Raw genomic sequence first — 21586 nt, forward strand, 5'->3', positions numbered from 1 at the left:
GGAGAGTCGACGAGGCGACGCGATCCCGCGCAGCACGTTCACCGGACACGTGTGTTCCCCACATGCCCACGCAAACGTGGGGCGAGGCACTCGGCGAATTGCTGTTCAAAGGGAACTACGCGCTACGGCCGTAGCGATTGGGTGGGACGCTGGAGCGATCCTGGGCATTGCTGGATGATTCCTCGAAGCCCATCGTCTCCCGGACGATCCAGAGGGGACGGCCTTTGACTTGATCATAGATGCGGCCGATGTACTCCCCCACGATCCCAAGACACAGGAGCTGAATCCCGCCGAGAAAAAGGATCGCGATGACGATCGTCGCGAAGCCAGGGACCGGTTCCATGCCGATCTTCGCGAACGACTCCCGAAAGACCCGCTGAACCAGCGTGAAGACCGCTCCGCAGAATGCAACCGACGAGACCAGAAAGCCGAGCCGAGTCGCGAGCCGCAGCGGCTCGCTGGAGAAGGAAAAGATGCCGTCGACCGCGAGGTTGACGAGCTTGCGGAAGGTGTATTGCGGTTCGCCCGCCGCGCGGCCGTGACGTTCGTACTCGAGGCCGACCTGGCGGAAGCCGATCCAGGCACGCATGCCGCGAACGAATCGGTGCTGCTCGGGCATGCTGTTGAGCACGTCGACTACCTTGCGATCCATCAGGCAAAAGTCGCCCGAGTCGATCGCGATCGGCGTCTCCGACATCCGCGCGAGCACGCGGTAGAAGGCGAAGTAGCAGAAGCGCTTGAGGGCGTTTTCCTTCCGCTTGCGACGCACGGCGTAGACCACCTCGTAGCCCTCGCGCCACTTCGCGATGAATCGGTGGAGTTCCTCGGGGGGATCCTGCAAGTCGGCGTCGATAACGATGACCGCGTCGCCGGACGCGTGTGCGATCCCGGCGGAGACCGCCGCTTGGTGACCGAAATTGCGGGCGAACCGGATAACGCGCCAGTGGGGATCGCGCGACGCGATCTCCTCGACCTTCTCCCAGGTCTCGTGACGCGACCCGTCGTCGACGAGGATGATTTCGTAGGCTTCTTCCCACTTCCGCGCCGCGGCCGTGAGGCGTTCGTGGAGTCGGTCGAGAACGGCGAACTCGTTGTAGCAGGGAACGACGACCGAAACGAGAGGGGTCGACGTCTCCCGGTTGGACCCGGGGACGTGCGTCAGCTTGTAGGTCACCTTCGCACCTCGTCAGGCGGGACCACGGTCCGGCCGTCATCTTCCATGACTTCGGGTCGGAATACGAACGCGGGCAGTCCGCGCGCGTCTCGACGCGGGGCCATCTTCAGCAAAACTCAAAATGTGACAAGCGCAATCCGGTTAGGCGGTGCGACGCATTCTGGGCCAACCCCCGTTGCTCCGCATTCTGGGCCAACCCCGGTTGCTCTGCATTCTGGGCTAGCCCCGGTTGCTCTGCATTCTGGGCTAGCCCCGGTTGCTCCGCATTCTGGGCTAGCCCCGGTTGCTCCGCTACCGGGGCGGCGAAGCCGCAAGAAGTCGCGGGCGGGGGTCGCGCTCCGGGAATCGATGGTTGACGCCCAAAGAGGAATCGCGGGTGGGGGTTGCGCTCCGGGAGTGAATGGTTCCCGCCCAAAGTGAGTCGTGCCCGAGACTTCCCACCGACTCCGTCGGCCCCGGTTGAATCAACCGGGGGTAGCCCTTGCGGGAGTTGTTCTCACTCAAATGGGCTAGCCCCGGTTGCTCCGCTACCGGGGCGGCGAAGCCGCAAGAAGTCGCGGGCAGGGGTCGCGCTCCGGGAATCGATGGTTCCCGCACAAAGAGGAATCGCGGGTGGAGGTCGCGCTCCGGGAATCGATGGTTCCCGCACAAAGTGAGTCTCGCCCGAGACTTCCCACCGACTCCGTCGGCCCCGGTTGAATCAACCGGGGGTAGCCCTTGCGGGAGTTGTTCTCACAAATGGGCTAGTGCATCATCCATTCTTAATTTTTGGGTAGAGTCGGGCCAGTTTGGTGCGTGCTTCGTCGATTTGTAGTTGCCAGTCGACGCCGCGCTGCTTCTGGTTGGTCTGATCGGACCAAGCCCCGATTTCGTCTCGTAATTCGTCGAGTTCGCCGACGCGTCGACCGGTCAGACACTGTCGTGTCATCGCGCTCAGTTCGCATTCGGCGACGTTTAGCCAGCTCCCATGCTTCGGAGTGTAGACGAACGTGATTCGCTTGACATAGGCACGTGCCACGGCAGGCTCAAACAACTCGTAGAACGCTCCCTTGGTGTGGGTGTTTAGGTTGTCGAGAACCAGCGTCACTTGCTGGCAATCGGCGTAGCGAGTGTCGAGCAGTTGCGCGACCTCTTGCGCCCAATCAACCTTGGTGCGTTGCGACCTGGCCGTCGCTTGGCGAAAACCTGAAAGCGGCTCGCTGAACATGAAGATGCTCGCCGTTCCGTTTCGTTCATACTCGTAATCGACTCGCTTGGGATGGTCCTTGGCAGCTTCAATCGGCTGCCTTGTTTCTTTGATCAGCTGGACCGGTTGCTCGTCCATGCAAATGACCGGATGGTCTGCATCGTAGGGTCTTTCATAGGTTTCGAGGACTTCCTCCATGCAAGCGACGAACTCAGCGTCGTTCTCGGGGGGGATCACCCAATAGTCGATCATACGCTTGGTCATGCGATTTTTTTTAGCGTCTTGCGAACGGTCTCGGGACAAATGGATTCCACTACCTCTAGTTTAACCAATTGATCGGCAAGCAGTTGCAGCGTCCACTTGCCGTATCCCTTGGGCGGCTCTCCCAGACGCATGGCGATTAGTCTTGCTTCGGCCTGCCCGTCGAGCTTCGGCGGAGTCGGTGGCTTCTCGCGTCTCATTCCATCCAATGCCAACGCAAAACTCTCGGTGACTAGGCGTTTGCGTAGATTCTCAACGGTCTGGACACGACAACCAAAAGCCTCGGCAATTCTCTCATCCGTCCACGCCGGACCGTTGGCGTCTGTCTTCAAGAGCATTTGTGCCCGTCGAACCTTCTGGGAGGAGCCTTTGAGCTTCTTGATGACCGCGTGACAAGTTGCGCGTTCCTCTTCCGTGAGGCGAACGATGTACTTCTTGTTCATTGGGAAACCTCCGTGCTTTCCAGGAAGCAGCAAGTTTCCTCGAACAGAAGCAATCAACCAACCCGAAATCCTAGGATAGATGAACCACTAGCCCCGGTTGCTCCGCTACCGGGGCGGCGAAGCCGCAAGAAGTCGCGGGCGGGGGTCGCGCTCCGGGAATCGATGGTTCCCGCCCAAAGAGGAATCGCGGGTGGGGGTTGCGCTCCGGGAGTGGATGGTTCCCGCCCAAAGTGAGTCGTGCCCGAGACTTCCCACCGACTCCGTCGTCCCCGGTTGAATCAACCGGGGGTAGCCCTTGCGGGAGTTGTTCTCACTCAAATGGGCTAGCCCCGGTTGCTCCGCTACCGGGGCGGCGAAGCCGCAAGAAGTCGCGGGTGGGGGTCGCGCTCCGGGAATCGATGGTTGACGCCCAAAGAGGAATCGCGGGTGGGGGTTGCGCTCCGGGAGTGAATGGTTCCCGCCCAAAGAGAGTCGTGCCCGAGACTTCCCACCGACTCCGTCGGCCCCGGTTGAATCAACCGGGGGTAGCCCTTGCGGGAGTTGTTCTCACTCAAATGGGCTAGCCCTTGCGGGAGTTGTTCTCACTCAAATGGGCTAGCCCCGGTTGCTCCGCTACCGGGGCGGCGAAGCCGCAAGAAGTCGTGGGCGGGGGTTGCACTCCGGGAGTGGATGGTTCCCGCCCAAAGAGGAATCGCGGGTGGGGGTTGCGCTCCGGGAGTGGATGGTTCCCGCCCAAAGAGGAATCGCGGGTGGGGGTTGCGCTCCGGGAGTGGATGGTTCCCGCCCAAAGTGAGTCGTGCCCGAGACTTCCCACCGACTCCGTCGGCCCCGGTTGAATCAACCGGGGGTAGCCCTTGCGGGAGTTGTTCTCACTCAAATGGGCTAGCCCCGGTTGCTCCGCTACCGGGGCGGCGAAGCCGCAAGAAGTCGCGGGTGGGGGTTGCGCTCCGGGAGTGGATGGTTCCCGCCCAAAGAGGAATCGCGGGCGGGGGTCGCGCTCCGGGAGTGGATGGTTCCCGCCCAAAGTGAGTCTCGCCCGAGACTTCCAACCGACTCCGTCATTTTTCTCAAGACTGGGTCGTTGAGCCCACACACCCTCCTCGACGACGATCAACGAGCACTCCTTGCCCAACTTCTCCTCAAGCACGTCCGTTTTCAGCGATCGCCGGCATTTTGCCGAAGTTACGTAAAGTTGCGATTCTTCCGATTACGACAATTCAGATAGAGAAGTGTTGGGCCGGCCAACGCCCCTTCTCGTCCACCGAAGAGGGAACCTAGGATGGTTGTGCGATTGATTGCTGCCTGGGCGCTTCTCCTCACCATGGGGACGACGGCCGCTCGCGCCCAGACGCGCACCGAGCCCCCCGAAGCGGACGCCCAACCCGCCGAGGTCGCGCCGACCGCCGAGGAAGTCCTCCCGCGGGAGGATGCTCTCGAGGAAGCCGTCCCCGCGATACAACCGGTCCCCACGTTCCACATTGCCCCCGGCTCCCCCATCGATTTGGAGCCGCTTCCCGACGCCGCCGCCACCTCACGCTGGATGAAAGCCACCGGTTGGATCACCTCCACGACCTACCCTCCTCTGCTCAATTGCGACGGCAATCATGGTTGCTCGTGTCGCGACGTTGATGCGTGCTTCGACGGGGGTGTCCCGTGTGGCGTCTGGCCCGACCACAAGCTGAGGCTCGACGCCGAGTTTCTCCTCTTCTGGATCTCCCGGAGCCGCACTCCCCCACTGGTCACCACCGGCTCGCCCAACGATCCGACTCCCGGGGCGATCGGGCAGCCGGGCACCCAGGTCCTTGATGGAGGGTCGATCGGCAACGGCGTCCGCACCGGTGGGCGCTTCGGGGCGTGGTACCTCTTCGGCGACTCGGGTGACTTCGGGCTACAGACGAGCTTTCTCTTTCTCGGCGATCGCGGGACCGACTTCTCGGCGAGTAGTAACGGGACACCCGGCTCCCAAGTCCTGACCCGCCCGTTCTTCAACTCGTTGATCGACCAGCCGTTTTCCGTTTCAGTCGCCTTTCCCGGCGTCCAGTCGGGGACCGTCTCGACCGACCTGACCAACACGCTCGTCGGCATGGAACTCAACGCGACCGGCAAACTCCTCGCGGGACGCTGGGGACGCACGGACATGCTCGTCGGCTATCGCTTCACGGAGATCGACGAACGACTGACGGTGAACGAGAATCTCGCGATCCTCGACAATCGCGGCATCCGCGCGATCATCGAGGATGATTTCGACACCCGCAACTACTTCCACGGTGGTCAGCTCGGCTTCATGTCCGAGGTCCGGCGTGGCCGATTCCTCTTCACCTTCCTCGGCAAGGTCGCCCTCGGCTCGACGCTTCAGGTGGTCAACATCAGCGGCGAAACGACGATCAGCGACGGCTCGGGGGCCAGCAACACCTACGCCAACGGCGTGCTCGCCCAACCGACCAACTCCGGGCGCCGGAGTCGCAAGGTCTTTGGTGTGATGCCCGAGGTAGGTCTCAACGTGAAGTACGACTTCACCGATCATCTGCGTGGCTTCTTCGGCTACCGCTTCCTCTACTGGAGTGATGTCGCCCGGCCGGGCCAACAGATTGACGACGTCGTCAACCCGTCGCAGCTTCCGACGATCAACGGACCGGGAACCCTCGTCGGCCCCGCCGACCCACAGTTTCGCTTTGTCTCAAGTGACTTTTGGGCGCAGGGAATGACGTTCGGGTTCGAGTTGCTGTTCTGAGCGACCGTTGACACCGACGAAAGCTACTTCGTTTCCGCGAGGCGACGACTCGCTTTCTCGAGGAAGCTCTTCACCCGCTTGTCGCGCGGGCGCGCGACAAGGATGATCTCCGCCTCGCGAACCGCCTTGCGGTAGTCTCCCAGTTCGAAGAGGACCTCCGCGTAGCGGTAACGCCAGTCGTGCTTCGTCGGTCGCTTGATCACGGCCCGTTGGTAGACGACACGCGCCTCCTCGTACCGCTCCCTCTCTTCGAGCAAGTTCCCTTTCAGGAAGAGCTCCGCTTCGGTCAATTCGCCGTCACGTTCCTCAAGCAACTCCAGCGCTCTCTCGACGTAGGGACCGCGAGCATCTCTTCCCTTGGGGCCCGGATGAATTGATCGCCCGGCACTGAAGATCAACTGAGGATTTTCGGGGAGGACCTTCTCGAGAATCGCTTCGGACGAGAGCCGGCCCTTGCTCAGTTCGAGAATTCGTTTCTGGCTGTCACCGGAGATCTCGAGCGAGCGCCGGAAACAGCGCCACGTCTCCTCCTCGTCGCCGGCCTGCAACGCTTGGAAGCCGAAGGTGAACCACGTTCGCGAATCGGCCGGCAGCAGACGTTTGGCCCGCTCGACGTAGTCGGACGCCGGATCGCCCTCCTGCAGCAGCCCGCGGTACTCGGCGATCGAGACTTGGGAGTCGACCAGTAGCGGACACAAGTCGCGCGCGAGCAGGATTCGACGAAGGCCCTCGAGGCTGAGGTTGATGTAGAGTTGCTGGTCGACGTCCTTCTGACGGGCGAGCGCGGCCCCGGCCCCGATCAGCTCTCGCCCGAGCTGGAGGTGGATCTTCGACGACTCCGGGACCAACCTCGCCGCTTCGGTCATGAGGTCGAGTCGTTCGCGGAGGTGCTCGCCCCCCTCAAGGACCTCGGCGCGCCGTCGCAGCGCGTCGTAACGTGCCAACCGCCAGCCCTCGTACGACAGAAAGAGACCGAGAGCGACGAGCACGACCGCGGCCAGAGTCGGCGCGATCCCCCCCCAACGAAGCGTGAAGTCGTTGCGCGGCGTGACGATCTCTTGCCTCTTCGTCTTCGCGACCATCGGCCATCCCACGGTGCCGGCGAGCATCGCCCCAATGACGGTCAGTAAGACGGCGATCGATGGCATGTGGATGCCGAATTCGCCGATGCTGTGAACGGCGGCAGTGGTCACCGCGAAGATCGCGCCGAGCACGAGTCCCTGATGAACGCTTCCGCGTTGGCGGCGAAGGGCTTTGACGCCGAGCCAGAACAGGAAGCCGATCAGCAATAGGGTCAGGACCAATCGGATCAGTCCTCCCTCGACCATCGCCTCGATGTACTCGTTGTGCGCGTGTTCCGCGACTCGGCCCCGATAGGTACCGAGAACCCGGTTCATTCGTTCGATGAAGTAGAACGTCCCGTACCCCGTGCCCCAGACCGGATGCGACCAGAACGCGGGGAGCGACACTCCCCAAATCTCCGTTCTGGGATTGAGCGCGTCCCCTTCCCAGAGCGTGTTGAGACGATTGAGCACCGGTTCGAAACCAAACCATAGAAGCATCAAGGTCGAGGCAACGACGATCCCGGCGAATAGAGCCAGTGCCTTCCAGTCGAACGATCCGGTTCGACTGAGAAGCACCACCATGCCGAAGCCCGAGAGGAACGCGATCGTTCCACCGCGCGATTGGCAGAAGATCGTCGCGGCGAAGATCAGCACCAGCGCCAGTCCCATCCAGACGAACGCGGGGTCCTGAAGGACGAGGCTGAAGAACGAACTCTTGCGTCGATGCCGGCGGCCCGACTCGCGCCGGGGCGATCCCTCGCCGCCCTCCTTCGCTTCGCCGCGTGCGAGCCGCTGCAACGTCCACCCGAGGGCCAGGCCGGTGCAAAGGTTCTGGTAGAAGGCGTAGTGGCTTCGGTTGACAAACGGGCCAAACACGATGTTGCTGTCGGTCTCGATCGACCAATAGGCGTAGCTCGTCTCGGCGCTGAAGTAGTGGACCAACCCGAAGAACGCCAACAGCGAGGCGTTGATGGTCGCGGCCAAACTCAACCGCCGCAGATGGTCGGGCGAGTTTAGAACGTGCCGAACACCGAGAAAGAGCAAGAAGACCGCGAGCCAACCGACTGCTTCGCGCTGGGTCGCCCCAGGGTAGAAACTGATCGTCGAGCCGGCGGGGTACGCCGGCGGCATGCGTTCGACGTCGAAGGGAAGAACTTCAGGACGGGAGGGTAGGAACTCGTCGTAGACTCTCGCCGTATTGCCCGAGAGGAGCCCAAGGGTCTCGGGCGAAAAGGAGATGGTTTGAAACCAAGCCAGTAGCGCGAGCAGGAGCAAACAAGGGACGACGGGACATCGTGCGAGGCGAAGTTCCCCTTCGGCAACGATCCGGACCGCCCAAGAGAGCAAGAGAAGCGAGACGCCGACATAGATCAGAAACATGTCGCGTGGAAAGATCGCGCCGAGCGGCCACGGCGACAGAAAGACCATCGCCAAGACCACCACTTCCGATCCCGCGGCGGTCCAGGAAAGAATTCGATCGCGCACCGGTTTTGCCCCAACACCTCTGAACGAGTGCCCCGCCCTACCGCTGCTGTTGAGTTATCATTTTTGGCGACAGGCGGCGACCGCGCGATGGGCCGATCGGACAGGAACCGACGAAGACTCACCGGCGTTTGGGAGGCATATTGGACGAGCTACGCCGCTTTGCGGGTGGTCGCTTCCGCGTCATCGTTTTGACAATCGGTCGTCACCTTGGCCGGCTTCTTCAACCCGAGCTTCTTGCGAACCCGAGCGAGCAGATGCTTGGCCCACCAAAGTGCCCCGAAGAGATGAGCGCGGTTGTACTCCTCGACGTGGAGTCGCTGTTGCCGGTCGAGGTCCTCGAGCTTGGCTTGAACCCGACGCAGCAGCATTCGCTCGGAGATGTCGCGAGGCTCTTGAGGTAGCGCCTCCCCAATCATCTCGCTCAGCATGGAAGAACCCGAGCCACTTGTCACCCGTTCGCACGCGGCGATGAAGTTCCGCGCCGACTCCTCCCAAGTGTACGCTTCGAGTCGCTCTCGCCCCCGCTCGACCAGGTTCTGTCTCAAGCCGGCATCGGCGGCAATACGTTGCATCCCCCGCGCCATCGATTCGATGTCCAACGGATCACACGTCAAGACCGCGTCGCCGCCAACCTCCGGCAGACTCCCCGCGGAACTGCAAACGACAGGGGTATCGAGCGAAAAGGCCTCCAACAGCGGCATCCCAAAACCTTCGTAGAGCGAAAAGAAGGTCAGCGCCATGCCGCGGCGATAGAGTTCGCGAAGCGTCGCGGCGGAGACGTAGCCCATGTGCCGGACCGGCAAGCCACGGCAAAGAGGAGCCCAACGCTCCCAGCCGCTGTCCGATCCGGTGAGCACCAACTCGACGTCGCTGGACGGCTCCAGTTCCTTGTAGCGGGCGAACGCTTTGAGCAAGCGCTCGTGATTCTTGTGCGGCCAAGGATTGGCGGGAAAGTAGAAGAAGTTCCCTTCGGGCATCCCCTGGGGAAACGACTCGCGGTCGCCCGTCGATGACGCCTCGTGATCAAAGCGAAGGGCCGGACAGGTCAAAAAGACGTCGCGGCAGCCGGTGGCGGGATGGTCGAGAATCGTCTGGCGGGCGAAGTCGCTGATCGTCGCGATCGCTCCCGCCCCCCCCATCACCGTGGCGAAGGTCTCGCGTCGCTGCGCCAACTCGGCCGGGTCGAAGAACTCGGGAAAAGCCTCGTGCTGCAGATCGACGATCAGGACGATCTGGCGGTCGAGCGGAAAGGAGAGTTCCTCGACGCCGGGGAAGCACCGAAAGACCACATCCATCGACTGCCGAGCCAGCGCGTGGCTGAGCTGCCGCGCGTAGTTGCGGAGCTCGAAGTGCCAGACCCGGAAATTCGAGGGAAGTTTCCCAGGCGTGTAACGTCCCTTGACGCACGAAAGGAAGTATTGGTGCTCGGAACCACTTCGAGCGATCGCCTGGATCAATCCATCGACCAGTTGAACGATCCCGCCCCCACGACCCGGTACCAGGTGCATCAGGTCGATCACGATGTTCATGCGTTGAAGTCTCTTCCGCTTGGTTCGCCGATTCCGCCGTGAACGGGCGCCCCGTTCACCGTTGGCAACGCGCGGAACCACTCCCAAGTTCCGCGATTGACGCTCTAATCGAGCCCCCGCGATGTGTCAACCCGACGGCGATGGTGCCCTTGACCAAAACGGCGAGCTGTGCGAAACGCTCGGTGGGCAATCGACCGCAAAAAAGAGGGTTCAGACCGGATGACGGAAGTATCGCTGCGGCAACTAGATAGCGAGCCCCAGGTCTTCATCGTCACTCCGTCGATGAACCAGGGGCGGTTCCTGGAAGCGACGATCGAGTCGGTCCTGTCGCAGGACTATCCGAACATCGACTATTTTGTCGCCGATGGGGGCTCCAGCGACGAGAGTCTCGACATTCTCGAGCGCTATGCTCGCCACGGGGTTCGGTGGTACTCTGGGCCCGATGGTGGGCAAGCGGCGTCGATCGCCCGGGCGTGGGCGCAGACTCAAGCTCCAATCGTCGCTTGGCTCAACAGTGACGACTGCTACATGCCCGGCGCCGTCACCGCGGCCGTCAACCACCTGAAGGAGCATCCCGGCGAGGGGATGGTCTACGGCGAAGCGTGGTACATGGACGAGATTGGCCAGAAGACGGAGCTCTATGACACCTACGCGCCGTTTTGCCGCGACGTCCTCGAAGCGCACTGCTTCATCTGCCAGCCCGCGGCCTTTGTGCGCCGCGAGGTCTTCGACACGATCAAGCCGGTTCGCAAGGAACTGCGATACTGCATGGACTACGATCTGTGGATCCGCATCTCCGAGCACTTCCCGGTCGGGTATCTCTCGCAGCCCTTGGCCCTGTCCCGCATGTACGCCGACAACAAGACGCTCGGCCAACGCGACGGCGTCTTTCGCGAGCTGATCGAGGTGACGCGGGAGCACTTCGGGAAGACACATCCGAACTGGAGTGTGGGGTATCAGATCTACCGGACCGAGCAACTGATCGAGAAGCGGCTCAAGTTCGTCCCCACCCATTGGCGGCAACAGCTCCGCAACCGGCTCGTCGGCCCGATGTGCGAGAAGATGGAGCCCCTTCAGAAGAAAACGGCCCCAAACGCGACGGAAAACGCCGCGTAGTCGACCAAATCAGACCGAAAACGCGCCGATTCGAACCGAAAAACGCAAAAAGCCGCCCGATCTCGACACGGAGACCCGGCGGCTTGGTCTTTTTCAGGAAGACGTCGGCTCAAAAGCGAGACCGCGCGAAGTTCAATCCGGAGCCATTAGGAGATACGACGCTGTTTCCGTCGGAGTCGACAGAGAATTCCGTCGAAACCGGTTCACCATCGCTACTTGAACCGGCCACGGCAGCGACCGCTACGAGGGCACGTGCGACAATTCCGACCGTAGAGAGCCTGGCTCCAGTTCCCGCGGCTGCCGAAGCCTCGGCATTTGCATTCCCAGAAAATCGTTGCTGAAGGCCCGTCACGGGGAAGCCGAGTTGTGCCAAGACCGCCGTTGGTGCGGGCGGAGCGAAGACGATCGAGTCGGGTTCGAACTGTTGCTCTTCCGCCGCTTGGACCGACGCCCGCGCCGCCCCCGCGTACTGCTTGGCGACCGTCTCCAGGTAGGCCGACTTCTCTAACGGAGAGAAGTCGCTTGGATCGGAGTCGATCAGGAGCAGTTGTCGACCAAACTCCTGCACTCCCAATTTGGTTCGGTTCACCTGGCGCAGCGCCTCGGTGGTCGGATTGAAATCGGCGTCTTGAGCCTGAGCTTCGGTCGCGGACAGAAAGATCAGTCCACCGAGGCAGCAAGCCCAGAACGGAAGCGTGTTCTTCAACAACATCAACAAGTCCCTCGTGCTTGGTTTTCTGCGTCGTCAAACTACTTTTAGTCGCACTGGAAGGGACGACCATCGGATGGTAGGGAATTCACACAATCTTCGGATTGGGATCGCTGGGAGGTATCAGCCAGTTTCACAAAGAGACGGGCTGTCGACTTGTCGATTCGTTCGTTTATTGCCTAAGAGTTCGGTCATCGCCTAAGAGACTCTTCGTTGCCATGCCCACGCTCGCCGTGGGCATGCTGGAAACGCCCCTGATCCAGTACGCTCCCGCACGGGTGAGGAACGAGTCTTCACGAAACGAACTTACCAATCAAGAGACTCGTGCTGCGTCAAACGCTAGATTTCGGGTTGTGGCCCCACGATCACTTCTCACTGGCTGACCAGCAGCAAGCACCACCCGAACTTTTGGATCTGACAAAGCACCAGCTACGGTGAAAAGCTCGTTTGGAGCAGCATCCGCATGTCCCGTGGGAAGAGGACGAACGGAGTAGGTGCGGAAGAGCCCGGACCAAAGAGGAGCCGTCGGCAGCCTCAGCGACTGCCCGCGCATCAGAAAGCCGCCAGACCTCGACGAGGAGATCTAGCGGCTTCGACGATCGCGTGGTTCAACGTTTGCGGAAGGACTCCCTCACCGGCTTAGAAGCGAGCCGTGCGGAAGGTCGCGCCCGTCCCGGCATCCGAGACGAACCCGCCGCCCGTCGGGGGCTGCGTAGGACTCGTTGACGGCTGCGCCGCCTCGCCCGTCTCCACGTTGACGGACACCTGGACACCACCGACGTTACTCACCGAGACCGCGCCGGCAGTGGCTCCAGGGGCCGCGAGAGCGACGGACGGGATTTCTGCATCCGTGGTGACCTTGCCCATCGCGGTCGTGACCAGATCTGGTAGGAAGGACGGACTTGTCGGATTGGCGAAGACAAACTGCAACACCGTCACGTCAGCGCCCGTTTCATCCGCGTAATCGATCGTATCCGTTGAGAACTTGGCGAAGGCGACCTTGTTGTCGTCAATGTATTCCTGCAAGTCGACAAGGTCGGCACCCGTCAAGCCATTTTCGTCCGCCGCGAGCAGGAGTTGTTTCTCGAACTGGTCTTGTTGCAATTTCGAGGCGTTGATCGCCGATTGCGCGGCATGAACTTCGGTCGCGGAAAGAGCGACCAGTCCACTGAGACAGAATGCCCAAAGCGGAAGTCTCTTCTTCAGCATCATCAATGAGTCCCCTTGTGCTTGGTTTCTCCGCGTTCTCCCTCAACTTTTACCAGGCAATCTGGGCGGGACAATCGGATCGTAACGAATTCACACAATCTTCCGATTAGCTTCACACTACCTTGGCGAGATAGCCAAAAACCTGCTCCCTTTGAACTGCCACCTTGCCGTCATCGTGGTCCTCAAGACCCAATGACAACATCGCGAACCAGCCCATGCCCAGGTCGACCAGCGATGCCTCTCTTCAACCATCTCCGTACATCGCTCGCGAGGAAATCACCACCAAACAAACGAGCCGTCGGCAACACATGAGTCACCAACGGCTCGAGGGATCGGATTGATCGATGAGAAATATGCGTCGAGTTGTTCTCTCGACGGGGATACCTCTCTCAAAATCGGGACGCGGAGAATGTGAGAGCCGACCCTCCCTCCGAGACGGGTACGTCCTTGTTCGGAGAGATGCCGGTACTGTTCCCCGTGTTCGTGCTGTAGGCGGCCCCAGTCACCGTGTTTCCAATGACCCCGTTGCCCGTCGTCGAGTCGGGGACGAAATCCGTCACGAACGGCGGCGTCGGTTGAGTGAGTGTGTCGATCACGTTCGTGATCAACTCCTGAAGCAACGTCGCCGATCCAATCCCTAGGGCCGCGGGGTCCGGCGGCGAGAACTGCATGATGTTGGGGTTGAGCGTTCCGTTGATTGTCGCCTCACTTGTCGAACTCCGGCGGGCCGACGCGAAGCCGACACTTGCCGCCGAGATGTATTCGCGAAGGGCCAAGGGGTCGATGCCCGAATTGGGTTGACCGCCGACGAGCAAAAGTTCGCGGATGAAGTCCTGGTAGACCAACGTGGTGTCGTTGTTGGACTCGATCGCGAGGTCCGTGCTCGTTTGCGCGGAAGCCGTGTTGAGGGTAACAAGGACTCCAGCCGCGACCATCAGTGCACAAGGAAGAGTTCGTCTCACGGTCATCACTCGCTCCTTTAGGACAATCTTCACCATCGGGGAAACCTAGCCCGTGGAGCGAACTTCGGCAAACAGTTCCCTCACGAAACGTTCACAATTGGTCGGGTTTCTTGACCTAATCTTCATGGATCATTCGCGAGACGTGCCACGCCAAGAGCCCGTTGAGGGAAGCTGGCCAAGGCGAAAACGAACGATGTTGGAGAGGATTGAGAGAGCGGGACGACGCGAGTGATCTGTTGGTAGCGCGACGAACGCTGCACCGCCACCGCCACCGACGATGCCGGTCGCCCCGGTGGCGCGACGGGGGCTCTCACCCAAGAAAGGAAACAACCGCCGACCCTGCTCTCGCACGACCGGCGGTTTCGCGATTCGATTTGTCTCAGCGACCTAAAACGTGCTTCCTCAGAAGCGAGAGGCCGAGAAGGTGAGATTCGATCCGCCTTCGGATACCGGAATGTTCTTGTTCGGCGAGATGCCGACCCCATTACCGGTGTTCGTGCTGAACGCGATCCCGGAGATGGTGTTGCCGACGACTCCGTTGCCGTCGGTGGTCGCGGGAGCGTAGGTCGTGATGTTCGGCGGTGTCAACTGGCTGATGTAGTCGTTGACGACCTCGACGATCAACTCCCGAATTGAGTCCGCGTCCGAAAGCCCGAGCGCCGCGGGGTCGGGAGGCGAATACTGCATGATGTTCGGATCGAGGGTCCCGTTGACGACGGCTTGTCCCGTCGATCCTCGTCGAGCGTCCGCGAATCCATCTTTCGTGGCATCGATGTAGGTGATCAGATCGAGCTGATCAATTCCCCGCGCCGGTTGACCACCGATCAACTGCAACTGCTTGACGAATTGCTGAAAGGTGAGCGTGGTGGTGTTATTGGCCTCAATGGCCCGATCCGCACTCGTTTGGGCGTTGGCCTGGTTCGGGAGCGCGATGGCTCCGAACGCGACGAGAAGCGCTGGAGCGAGCATGGCGGAGAGTTGTCGCACGAGAAGGTCCCTTCAGTCGGTTCTTCATGACCTTCTCGAATGTAGCTCTCAGCGTGAGAGATCGCAAGACTCTCTCCCCCGAGGAACCGCCAAATCTTACCCAGGCCTCCCAGTTGACCCGGTTAAGTGGATCGTACCGGGATGGCCCGAGTGAGACTTGCCGCGGCTTAGAACAACAGGCTGTCGCGGAGGAAAGCTTCCTCGGAAGCGGCGACGAGCGCGGCGGCGATGTTGGTGCCGTTGTTCTGGACGACCGGCGTCCACGAGTCCTTGGCGGTGTCGTCGGCTTCGCGACCGAGGAACTCGACGAAGATGCCGTCGACGATGTCGTAAGCGCGCTCGAGCGAGAACTCGATGCCGTCGGCGACCGCCGTCAAATTGCCAGCGTCGGCGAGAGGCAGGAAGGCGGCTTCGAGCGTCGCGTCGGCGGGACGACCGAGGAGATCGGTCGCGACGGAATCGAGGTAGAGTTCGGCGTCGTTGTTGCCGCGCGTCTGGAAGTACTCCTGCGAGGCACAGATTGCGGCGGTCACGTCCTGCATGCTCGAGGTACCCTCGACGAGTCCGCCCAACCAGGCGTTGATGTCGCCCTGGCTCGCTTCGCGAAGGAGAAGATCGACGTAGGCGTCTTCGAGGTACCGCGTGAAGAACTCGGCGGACGTCGCGAAGGTGCCCGAGACATCGCTGCGCGATACTTGACCGGCATCGAGGGCGGCGACGTAGGTGGCCACTTCCGTCGAGGACCCCTCGCGTCCCAGGAACAGCACGTACTGCGCCTCGACGAACTGGGTGTTGGTCGGCACGATGCGGTTTTCCAACTGTTCAAATCGAATGCCACTCATGCTTGGTCTCCATGTGAGGGCATGACGAGTCGTCGCCCCTATCCCATGCTTTTCTGAACTACTCGGAACGAACCACGAGTCTTCAATGAAGAGACTCGTTCTCGATGCCATGCTGGGGAATTCAGGCGCGATGTCAAAAGAAGTTCTCGTGAAGCGCCTTTGTCCTCCAGCTCTACCTATTCCCCCCAAACAAACGATGATGGAAACGCGTGCTACGGGCGAAGTTTGAGGGCCATCAGTACCACGCCCAACCCCGGTTGTTCTAGTTGACCTCTATCAAACTAGCTCACAAAACAGGAATGCTGGGAAAGCAATTCCGACAAGAGTGGATCCGCGGTCGAAAAATCCGGTCCAACCCCACCAGGAATCCCAAACGGACAGATCGTGGATTGACTTGAAAGTGGCGTGAGCGTCGATAGATTAGTTGCTTGATTTGAACGTGTAGAACATTGATCAGTGAAGTAAGGGTTAGGGCTTCAGGGTGGTGGAAACCTGATGCCTCGTTGGCTGGGCGCAAATGGCAATCACACGCGATCAAAAGACGGAAATCATCGAAACCTTCCGAGTCGGGAACGAGGACACGGGTAGCCCCGAGGTCCAGATTGCCATTCTCACGGCACGAGTCAAAGACTTGACGGAACACCTGAAGGTTCACTCGAAGGACCATGCGAGCCGTCGCGGGCTCCTGATGATGGTGAGCAAGCGAAATAGCCTTCTGAAGTATCTCAAGGCCAAGTCGCGTTCGCGGTATCAGTCCGTCGTCAGCCGACTGGGACTCCGCAAGTAAGCCGGTTCCGTCCCATTCGGACATCGTGATCGGTCATCGTGATCGGTCTTCGTGGAACGGACAGAAGGGTTCGGGCCGATCGCCCATCGAGCAACTTCTAGGCCCTTCTCTCCTCCAGATTGCTGCGCCGTCCATCCGACGGGGTGATGATTCTCCACCTCTGAATGGTTCCTGCCCAAGTCAGCGCAGGTGAACATTCCGTGCAAGCTGTTGTTGTTGAACGCGAAATCGGCGGAGCGACGCTCCGCGTCGAAACTGGAAAACTAGCCAAACAAGCTTCCGGGGCCGTTCTGGTCACCTACGAAGGAACGGCTGTCCTCACGGCCGTGACGGAAGGCCCTCCCCGGGGTGGTGGCGACTTCTTTCCGTTGACCGTCGACTACCGCGAGCGGACCTACGCCGCCGGTAAGTTCCCCGGTGGCTTCAAAAAACGCGAAGGTGCTCCCTCCGTCAAGGAAATCTTGACGATGCGGCTCACTGATCGCCCGATCCGTCCCCTCTTCCCCAAGTCGTATCTCAACGAAGTGCAGATCATGTCGACGGTCCTCTCCTCGGACCGCGAGAATGACGCCGACGTCCTCTCCATGATTGGCGCCAGTGCCGCCCTCTCCATCGCCCAGCTTCCGTTCCACGGCCCCATCGGCGCGGTTCGGATCGGCAAGACCGAAGAGGGTCTCGTGATCCTCCCGACAGTCTCCGAGTTGGCCGAGAGCTCGCTGGATCTCGTCGTCGCGGGTAGCGCCGACGCCGTCTGCATGATCGAGGGCTTCGGAAAGGAGATCCCCGAGGACGAGATGGTCGAGGCCATCCTCGCCGCTCACGAGCAGATTCGCGAGATTGTCGGCCTGATCGAGGAACTCCGGGAGAAGACCGGTTGGAAACCCGTCGAGTATGACGAGTCGGTCGATACCAGCCTCTACGACAAGATCCTCGCCTCCCACAAGGACGCGATCCGCGACGCCAAAGCGACCGAGGGCAAGCTCGCCCGCGCGGCGGTGATCGACGAGGTTCTCGCCAAGGTCAAGGAAGAGCTGATCGATCCGGAATCGGACGACAGCCCGACCGAGGACGACGTCTACAACGCGTTTCACCAGGTCGAGCGTCGTGTGGTTCGCGACCGCATCCTCGAAGGGGTGCGTCCCGATGGACGGACCGCCGAGGAGATTCGTCCGCTCTACTCGGAAGTCGGCCTGCTTCCGAACGTGCACGGGTCGTCGCTCTTTCAGCGCGGCGAGACCCAATCGCTCACGGTCTCGACCCTGGGAAGCGTCAGCGACGAGCAGCGGGTCGATGGACTTCAGGAAGAGTACACCAAGAAGTTCATGCTCGATTACAACTTCCCGCCCTTCTCCGTCGGCGAGTGCCGGATGATCCGCGGTCCGGGACGTCGCGAGATCGGGCACGGAGCGTTGGCCGAGCGGAGCTTGGTTCCGGTCATCCCCCCGGCCGACAAGTTTCCCTACACCATTCGACTTGTCTCGGAGATCCTCGAGTCGAACGGCTCCTCCTCGATGGCGTCGGTCTGTGCCGGAACTCTCTGCCTGATGGATTCGGGTGTTCCCATTAAGGATCCGGTCGCGGGGATCTCGATCGGCTTGGTGAAGGAAGAGAGCGGCTTCGCCATTCTCACCGACATCATGGGCGACGAGGATCACTTTGGCGACATGGACTTCAAGGTGGCCGGCACGCAGCGCGGCATCACCGGCATCCAACTCGACCTGAAGATCACCGGGATCGACGAGCAGATCATCCGCGACACGCTCGCGATGGCTCGCTCGGCTCGGATCGAGATCCTCCGCCACATGTTGCGGACGCTCAAGCGCCCCAACAAGGAGATTAGCCCGAACGCACCGCGCCTCTACCGGATGAAGATCAACTCCGAGAAGATCGGCATGGTCATCGGCCCGGGCGGCAAGCACATCCGCGCCCTCCAGGAAGAGACCAAGACCGATATCTCCCTCGAGGATGACGGTACCGTGACGATCACCGGCTTGGACGCCGCGGGTTGCGACGCGGCCCGTGACCGGATCGAGGCCATCACCGAGGACGTCAAGGTCGGCAAGGTCTACAAGGGCCGGGTCAGCTCGATCACCGATTTCGGCGCCTTCATCGAACTCGTTCCCGGTCGCGATGGGCTCTGCCACATCAGCGAGTTGGATCACGGCTTCGTCAGCTCGGTGACCGACATCTGCAAGATCGGCGACACGCTCGAGGTCAAGGTGATCGGCATCGACGATCACGATCGCGTGAAGCTGTCGCGCAAGGTCCTCCTCAAGAAAGAGGACTGACAACTCGTCGACACTCGTGGCCGGAGTCGCACGGACTCCGGCCGCGGATCGACGGAGAGCGGCGTCTCTACCCTCGGACACTCGTGACAAGTCCCGCCGTCTCCATTTTTGAATGACACTGCTCGAGAGAAGGACCCGATGCGATGAGCGGATCGCAGCTCGACGTTGCGGACGAGAAACATCGCTGGCTCCTGGAGCAGTACACCGAGGTCGCCAGCCTCGCCGGCGGTCTCGCTCACGAGATCAAGAACCCACTGAGCACCCTCACGCTCAACCTGCAACTCCTCACCGAGGACTTCGCCGATCCCGAGAACCAGCGGGAACGCCGAGCCCTTCAGAAGATCGAGACGCTGCAAAAGGAATGTCATCGCCTCGAAGAGATTCTCGACGCGTTTCTGCGCTTCGCTCGCATCAGCGAATTGAACCCGGCCCCCGCGGACCTCAACAAGATCGTTCGCGAAGTGATCGAGTTCCAGTCCGCCCACGCCGATGCTTGCGGAATCGTGCTACGCGATGACCTGCACGCGTCGCTTCCCGACGTTCGGCTCGACGCCGACTTGATCAAACAAGCGGTTCTCAACCTCGTGCTCAACGCGCTGCACGTGATGAGCGAGGGAGGAGAATTGATCCTCAAGACTCGCTTCGACGATCGCTTCGTCTACTTGGACGTGATCGACACCGGCCCAGGGATGAGCCAGGAGGTGATCAGCCGGATTTTCAAGCCCTTCTACTCCACCCGCCGCGGTGGCAACGGCCTCGGCCTGCCGACGACGAAGAAGATTGTCGAGGGCCATCACGGAAGGCTTCTGGTCGAAAGCGAGCCGGGAAAAGGGACCGCGTTCACCATCGAGCTTCCAATCCCCACCAGCTAAAGATCAAGACGTCGCCGGGCGGCTTGCGCGGGCTTGGGTCCGAGTGACAAGCCAACCCCGCGTGCCCACGCGAGTCTGGTCATGGGACCTGGCAGACTTCTCCATTGGGTGAGAACTACGGGCCTTGTTTTGTCTTGGATCCGGGCAGGATGATCGTCGCGGCTTGGAATGCGCCATACATCGCCAGCGCGAGCGAGAGAAAGAGGCCGAACAGGTGATTTCGTAGCGCCGCGAGATAGAGCCTAACGGCAAAGAGCCAGTTGTGAACGCTGGCGGGAGCACGCTCGGCGGCGGGCTGATCGGGCTGCCCTTCCCAGGGACCGACCACCGGTGGTCCGAGTTGGCCGACTTCCGGCGGCTCCTCATTTTCGCGCTCGGCTTCCTTCGGCGCCGGGTTTCGCAGCTGCCACTGAGCGACCGCCTGGTTGAGCTCCAACTGGTCGTGAGCTTCCTGCCTGGCGTCGTTGATCTTCTCGATGTAGGCGGTGAACTGGCTCATCTCCCCGATGAAGGCGACCGCCGACGCTGCCAGCGCGATAATCAGCCGCAGCCCCCATCCCCAGTCTTTCGCGGCCGCGGCGATCACTGCTCCGACCAGCGCTCCCGAAAGAATCGCGAAGACCCAAGCCGGGATCTCGAGCCGTGAGCCCAATCGCCACCAGAAGAGAGTGACCAGCCCAACACCGACGATCGCCGCGACCAGAGGAAGAACGTAGCGAGACATCGGCTTCGTCCTGAGAGCCGGATCGCCTTGTTTCTCCTCGCCGGGACACATCGTCAAACTCCGTCCTAGTGCATCATCCATTCTTAATTTTTGGGTAGAGTCGGGCCAGTTTGGTGCGTGCTTCGTCGATTTGTAGTTGCCAGTCGACGCCGCGCTGCTTCTGGTTGGTCTGATCGGACCAAGCCCCGATTTCGTCTCGTAATTCGTCGAGTTCGCCGACGCGTCGACCGGTCAGACACTGTCGTGTCATCGCGCTCAGTTCGCATTCGGCGACGTTTAGCCAGCTCCCATGCTTCGGAGTGTAGACGAACGTGATTCGCTTGACATAGGCACGTGCCACGGCAGGCTCAAACAACTCGTAGAACGCTCCCTTGGTGTGGGTGTTTAGGTTGTCGAGAACCAGCGTCACTTGCTGGCAATCGGCGTAGCGAGTGTCGAGCAGTTGCGCGACCTCTTGCGCCCAATCAACCTTGGTGCGTTGCGACCTGGCCGTCGCTTGGCGAAAACCTGAAAGCGGCTCGCTGAACATGAAGATGCTCGCCGTTCCGTTTCGTTCATACTCGTAATCGACTCGCTTGGGATGGTCCTTGGCAGCTTCAATCGGCTGCCTTGTTTCTTTGATCAGCTGGACCGGTTGCTCGTCCATGCAAATGACCGGATGGTCTGCATCGTAGGGTCTTTCATAGGTTTCGAGGACTTCCTCCATGCAAGCGACGAACTCAGCGTCGTTCTCGGGGGGGATCACCCAATAGTCGATCATACGCTTGGTCATGCGATTTTTTTTAGCGTCTTGCGAACGGTCTCGGGACAAATGGATTCCACTACCTCTAGTTTAACCAATTGATCGGCAAGCAGTTGCAGCGTCCACTTGCCGTATCCCTTGGGCGGCTCTCCCAGACGCATGGCGATTAGTCTTGCTTCGGCCTGCCCGTCGAGCTTCGGCGGAGTCGGTGGCTTCTCGCGTCTCATTCCATCCAATGCCAACGCAAAACTCTCGGTGACTAGGCGTTTGCGTAGATTCTCAACGGTCTGGACACGACAACCAAAAGCCTCGGCAATTCTCTCATCCGTCCACGCCGGACCGTTGGCGTCTGTCTTCAAGAGCATTTGTGCCCGTCGAACCTTCTGGGAGGAGCCTTTGAGCTTCTTGATGACCGCGTGACAAGTTGCGCGTTCCTCTTCCGTGAGGCGAACGATGTACTTCTTGTTCATTGGGA

Annotated in this window: 18 protein-coding genes; 5 read left to right on the top strand and 13 right to left on the bottom strand. The window is 60.9% G+C overall.

The window, feature by feature from the left end:
* Positions 1–115: 115 nt before the first annotated feature.
* The 3 genes from Pan216_RS16160 to Pan216_RS16170 all read right to left on the bottom strand — a co-directional run bounded on the left by Pan216_RS16160 (position 116) and on the right by Pan216_RS16170 (position 3064).
* Positions 116–1174, bottom strand: coding sequence for a glycosyltransferase family 2 protein (locus Pan216_RS16160; protein ID WP_419192603.1), 1059 nt, complete (start codon positions 1172–1174; stop codon positions 116–118).
* Positions 1175–1925: 751 nt separating this feature from the next.
* Entirely contained in the window at positions 1926–2624 is a 699-nt protein-coding gene (locus tag Pan216_RS16165) for an IS630 family transposase (protein WP_145254028.1), read from the bottom strand.
* A complete protein-coding gene (locus Pan216_RS16170) occupies positions 2621–3064 on the bottom strand; it encodes a helix-turn-helix domain-containing protein (protein WP_145254025.1) in 444 nt (147 codons plus the stop codon). Before Pan216_RS16170 ends, Pan216_RS16165 begins: the two co-directional genes overlap by 4 nt.
* A gap of 1279 nt (positions 3065–4343) precedes the next feature.
* On the opposite strand from Pan216_RS16170, the gene Pan216_RS16175 reads away from it, so the two are divergent.
* Positions 4344–5795, top strand: a complete 1452-nt coding sequence (locus Pan216_RS16175; RefSeq protein WP_145259351.1) for a BBP7 family outer membrane beta-barrel protein — start codon at positions 4344–4346, stop codon at positions 5793–5795.
* 23 nt (positions 5796–5818) lie between these two features.
* On the opposite strand, the gene Pan216_RS16180 is transcribed toward Pan216_RS16175, so the two are convergent.
* The gene (locus tag Pan216_RS16180; protein ID WP_145259353.1) at positions 5819–8344 is read right to left on the bottom strand and encodes an O-antigen ligase family protein; all 2526 of its coding nucleotides are present in this window, start codon (positions 8342–8344) and stop codon (positions 5819–5821) included.
* Between the two features lie 149 nt (positions 8345–8493).
* A complete protein-coding gene (locus tag Pan216_RS16185) occupies positions 8494–9873 on the bottom strand; it encodes a glycosyltransferase family 4 protein (RefSeq protein WP_145259355.1) in 1380 nt (459 codons plus the stop codon).
* A gap of 219 nt (positions 9874–10092) precedes the next feature.
* On the opposite strand from Pan216_RS16185, the gene Pan216_RS16190 reads away from it, so the two are divergent.
* Positions 10093–10989, top strand: a complete 897-nt coding sequence (locus tag Pan216_RS16190) for a glycosyltransferase family 2 protein (protein WP_145259357.1) — start codon at positions 10093–10095, stop codon at positions 10987–10989.
* A 109-nt stretch (positions 10990–11098) separates the two neighbouring features.
* Here the strand turns inward: Pan216_RS16190 and Pan216_RS16195 are convergent, their stop codons facing one another.
* From Pan216_RS16195 to Pan216_RS16215, 5 genes are all read right to left on the bottom strand, one after another.
* Positions 11099–11701: a hypothetical protein gene (locus Pan216_RS16195; RefSeq protein WP_145259359.1), complete on the bottom strand. Its 603-nt coding sequence runs from the start codon at positions 11699–11701 to the stop codon at positions 11099–11101.
* A 636-nt stretch (positions 11702–12337) separates the two neighbouring features.
* Entirely contained in the window at positions 12338–12910 is a 573-nt protein-coding gene (locus tag Pan216_RS16200) for a hypothetical protein (RefSeq protein ID WP_145259361.1), read from the bottom strand.
* A 386-nt stretch (positions 12911–13296) separates the two neighbouring features.
* Positions 13297–13875 (bottom strand): hypothetical protein, encoded by a 579-nt coding sequence (locus tag Pan216_RS16205; RefSeq protein WP_145259363.1) that lies wholly within the window; start codon positions 13873–13875, stop codon positions 13297–13299.
* Between the two features lie 396 nt (positions 13876–14271).
* Entirely contained in the window at positions 14272–14856 is a 585-nt protein-coding gene (locus Pan216_RS16210) for a hypothetical protein (RefSeq protein WP_145259364.1), read from the bottom strand.
* Positions 14857–15023: 167 nt separating this feature from the next.
* Positions 15024–15698 (bottom strand): DUF4214 domain-containing protein, encoded by a 675-nt coding sequence (locus tag Pan216_RS16215; RefSeq protein WP_419192604.1) that lies wholly within the window; start codon positions 15696–15698, stop codon positions 15024–15026.
* Positions 15699–16215: 517 nt separating this feature from the next.
* Between Pan216_RS16215 and rpsO the strand changes: the two genes are divergently transcribed.
* From rpsO to Pan216_RS16230, 3 genes are all read left to right on the top strand, one after another.
* Positions 16216–16485 carry a 30S ribosomal protein S15 gene (gene rpsO / locus Pan216_RS16220; RefSeq protein WP_145259368.1) on the top strand — a complete coding sequence of 90 codons (270 nt, stop codon included), beginning with the start codon at positions 16216–16218 and terminating at the stop codon, positions 16483–16485.
* Positions 16486–16685: 200 nt separating this feature from the next.
* Positions 16686–18773 carry a polyribonucleotide nucleotidyltransferase gene (locus Pan216_RS16225; RefSeq protein ID WP_419192605.1) on the top strand — a complete coding sequence of 696 codons (2088 nt, stop codon included), beginning with the start codon at positions 16686–16688 and terminating at the stop codon, positions 18771–18773.
* Positions 18774–18916: 143 nt separating this feature from the next.
* A complete protein-coding gene (locus Pan216_RS16230) occupies positions 18917–19645 on the top strand; it encodes a sensor histidine kinase (protein ID WP_145259371.1) in 729 nt (242 codons plus the stop codon).
* 115 nt (positions 19646–19760) lie between these two features.
* Here the strand turns inward: Pan216_RS16230 and Pan216_RS16235 are convergent, their stop codons facing one another.
* From Pan216_RS16235 to Pan216_RS16245, 3 genes are all read right to left on the bottom strand, one after another.
* The gene (locus tag Pan216_RS16235; protein WP_145259373.1) at positions 19761–20369 is read right to left on the bottom strand and encodes a hypothetical protein; all 609 of its coding nucleotides are present in this window, start codon (positions 20367–20369) and stop codon (positions 19761–19763) included.
* A gap of 73 nt (positions 20370–20442) precedes the next feature.
* Positions 20443–21141: an IS630 family transposase gene (locus Pan216_RS16240; protein WP_145254028.1), complete on the bottom strand. Its 699-nt coding sequence runs from the start codon at positions 21139–21141 to the stop codon at positions 20443–20445.
* On the bottom strand, positions 21138–21581 hold the full coding sequence (locus tag Pan216_RS16245; protein ID WP_145254025.1) for a helix-turn-helix domain-containing protein: 444 nt from the start codon (positions 21579–21581) through the stop codon (positions 21138–21140). Before Pan216_RS16245 ends, Pan216_RS16240 begins: the two co-directional genes overlap by 4 nt.
* Positions 21582–21586 lie beyond the last annotated feature (5 nt).

Source organism: Kolteria novifilia, assembly GCA_007748055.1.
GTDB classification, from domain to species: domain Bacteria; phylum Planctomycetota; class Planctomycetia; order Kolteriales; family Kolteriaceae; genus Kolteria; species Kolteria novifilia.

Bases quoted from the DNA above. Each gene is read 5' to 3' on its own strand.
- Pan216_RS16185 (WP_145259355.1), bottom strand. From the start codon at position 9,873: ATGAACATCGTGATCGACCTGATGCACCTGGTACCGGGTCGTGGGGGC.
- Pan216_RS16205 (WP_145259363.1), bottom strand. From the start codon at position 13,875: ATGACCGTGAGACGAACTCTTCCTTGTGCACTGATGGTCGCGGCTGGA.
- Pan216_RS16230 (WP_145259371.1), top strand. From the start codon at position 18,917: ATGAGCGGATCGCAGCTCGACGTTGCGGACGAGAAACATCGCTGGCTC.
- Pan216_RS16170 (WP_145254025.1), bottom strand. From the start codon at position 3,064: ATGAACAAGAAGTACATCGTTCGCCTCACGGAAGAGGAACGCGCAACT.
- Pan216_RS16215 (WP_419192604.1), bottom strand. From the start codon at position 15,698: ATGAGTGGCATTCGATTTGAACAGTTGGAAAACCGCATCGTGCCGACC.
- Pan216_RS16235 (WP_145259373.1), bottom strand. From the start codon at position 20,369: ATGTCTCGCTACGTTCTTCCTCTGGTCGCGGCGATCGTCGGTGTTGGG.
- Pan216_RS16195 (WP_145259359.1), bottom strand. From the start codon at position 11,701: ATGTTGTTGAAGAACACGCTTCCGTTCTGGGCTTGCTGCCTCGGTGGA.
- Pan216_RS16200 (WP_145259361.1), bottom strand. From the start codon at position 12,910: ATGATGCTGAAGAAGAGACTTCCGCTTTGGGCATTCTGTCTCAGTGGA.
- Pan216_RS16245 (WP_145254025.1), bottom strand. From the start codon at position 21,581: ATGAACAAGAAGTACATCGTTCGCCTCACGGAAGAGGAACGCGCAACT.
- Pan216_RS16240 (WP_145254028.1), bottom strand. From the start codon at position 21,141: ATGACCAAGCGTATGATCGACTATTGGGTGATCCCCCCCGAGAACGAC.
- Pan216_RS16175 (WP_145259351.1), top strand. From the start codon at position 4,344: ATGGTTGTGCGATTGATTGCTGCCTGGGCGCTTCTCCTCACCATGGGG.
- Pan216_RS16165 (WP_145254028.1), bottom strand. From the start codon at position 2,624: ATGACCAAGCGTATGATCGACTATTGGGTGATCCCCCCCGAGAACGAC.
- rpsO (WP_145259368.1), top strand. From the start codon at position 16,216: ATGGCAATCACACGCGATCAAAAGACGGAAATCATCGAAACCTTCCGA.
- Pan216_RS16190 (WP_145259357.1), top strand. From the start codon at position 10,093: ATGACGGAAGTATCGCTGCGGCAACTAGATAGCGAGCCCCAGGTCTTC.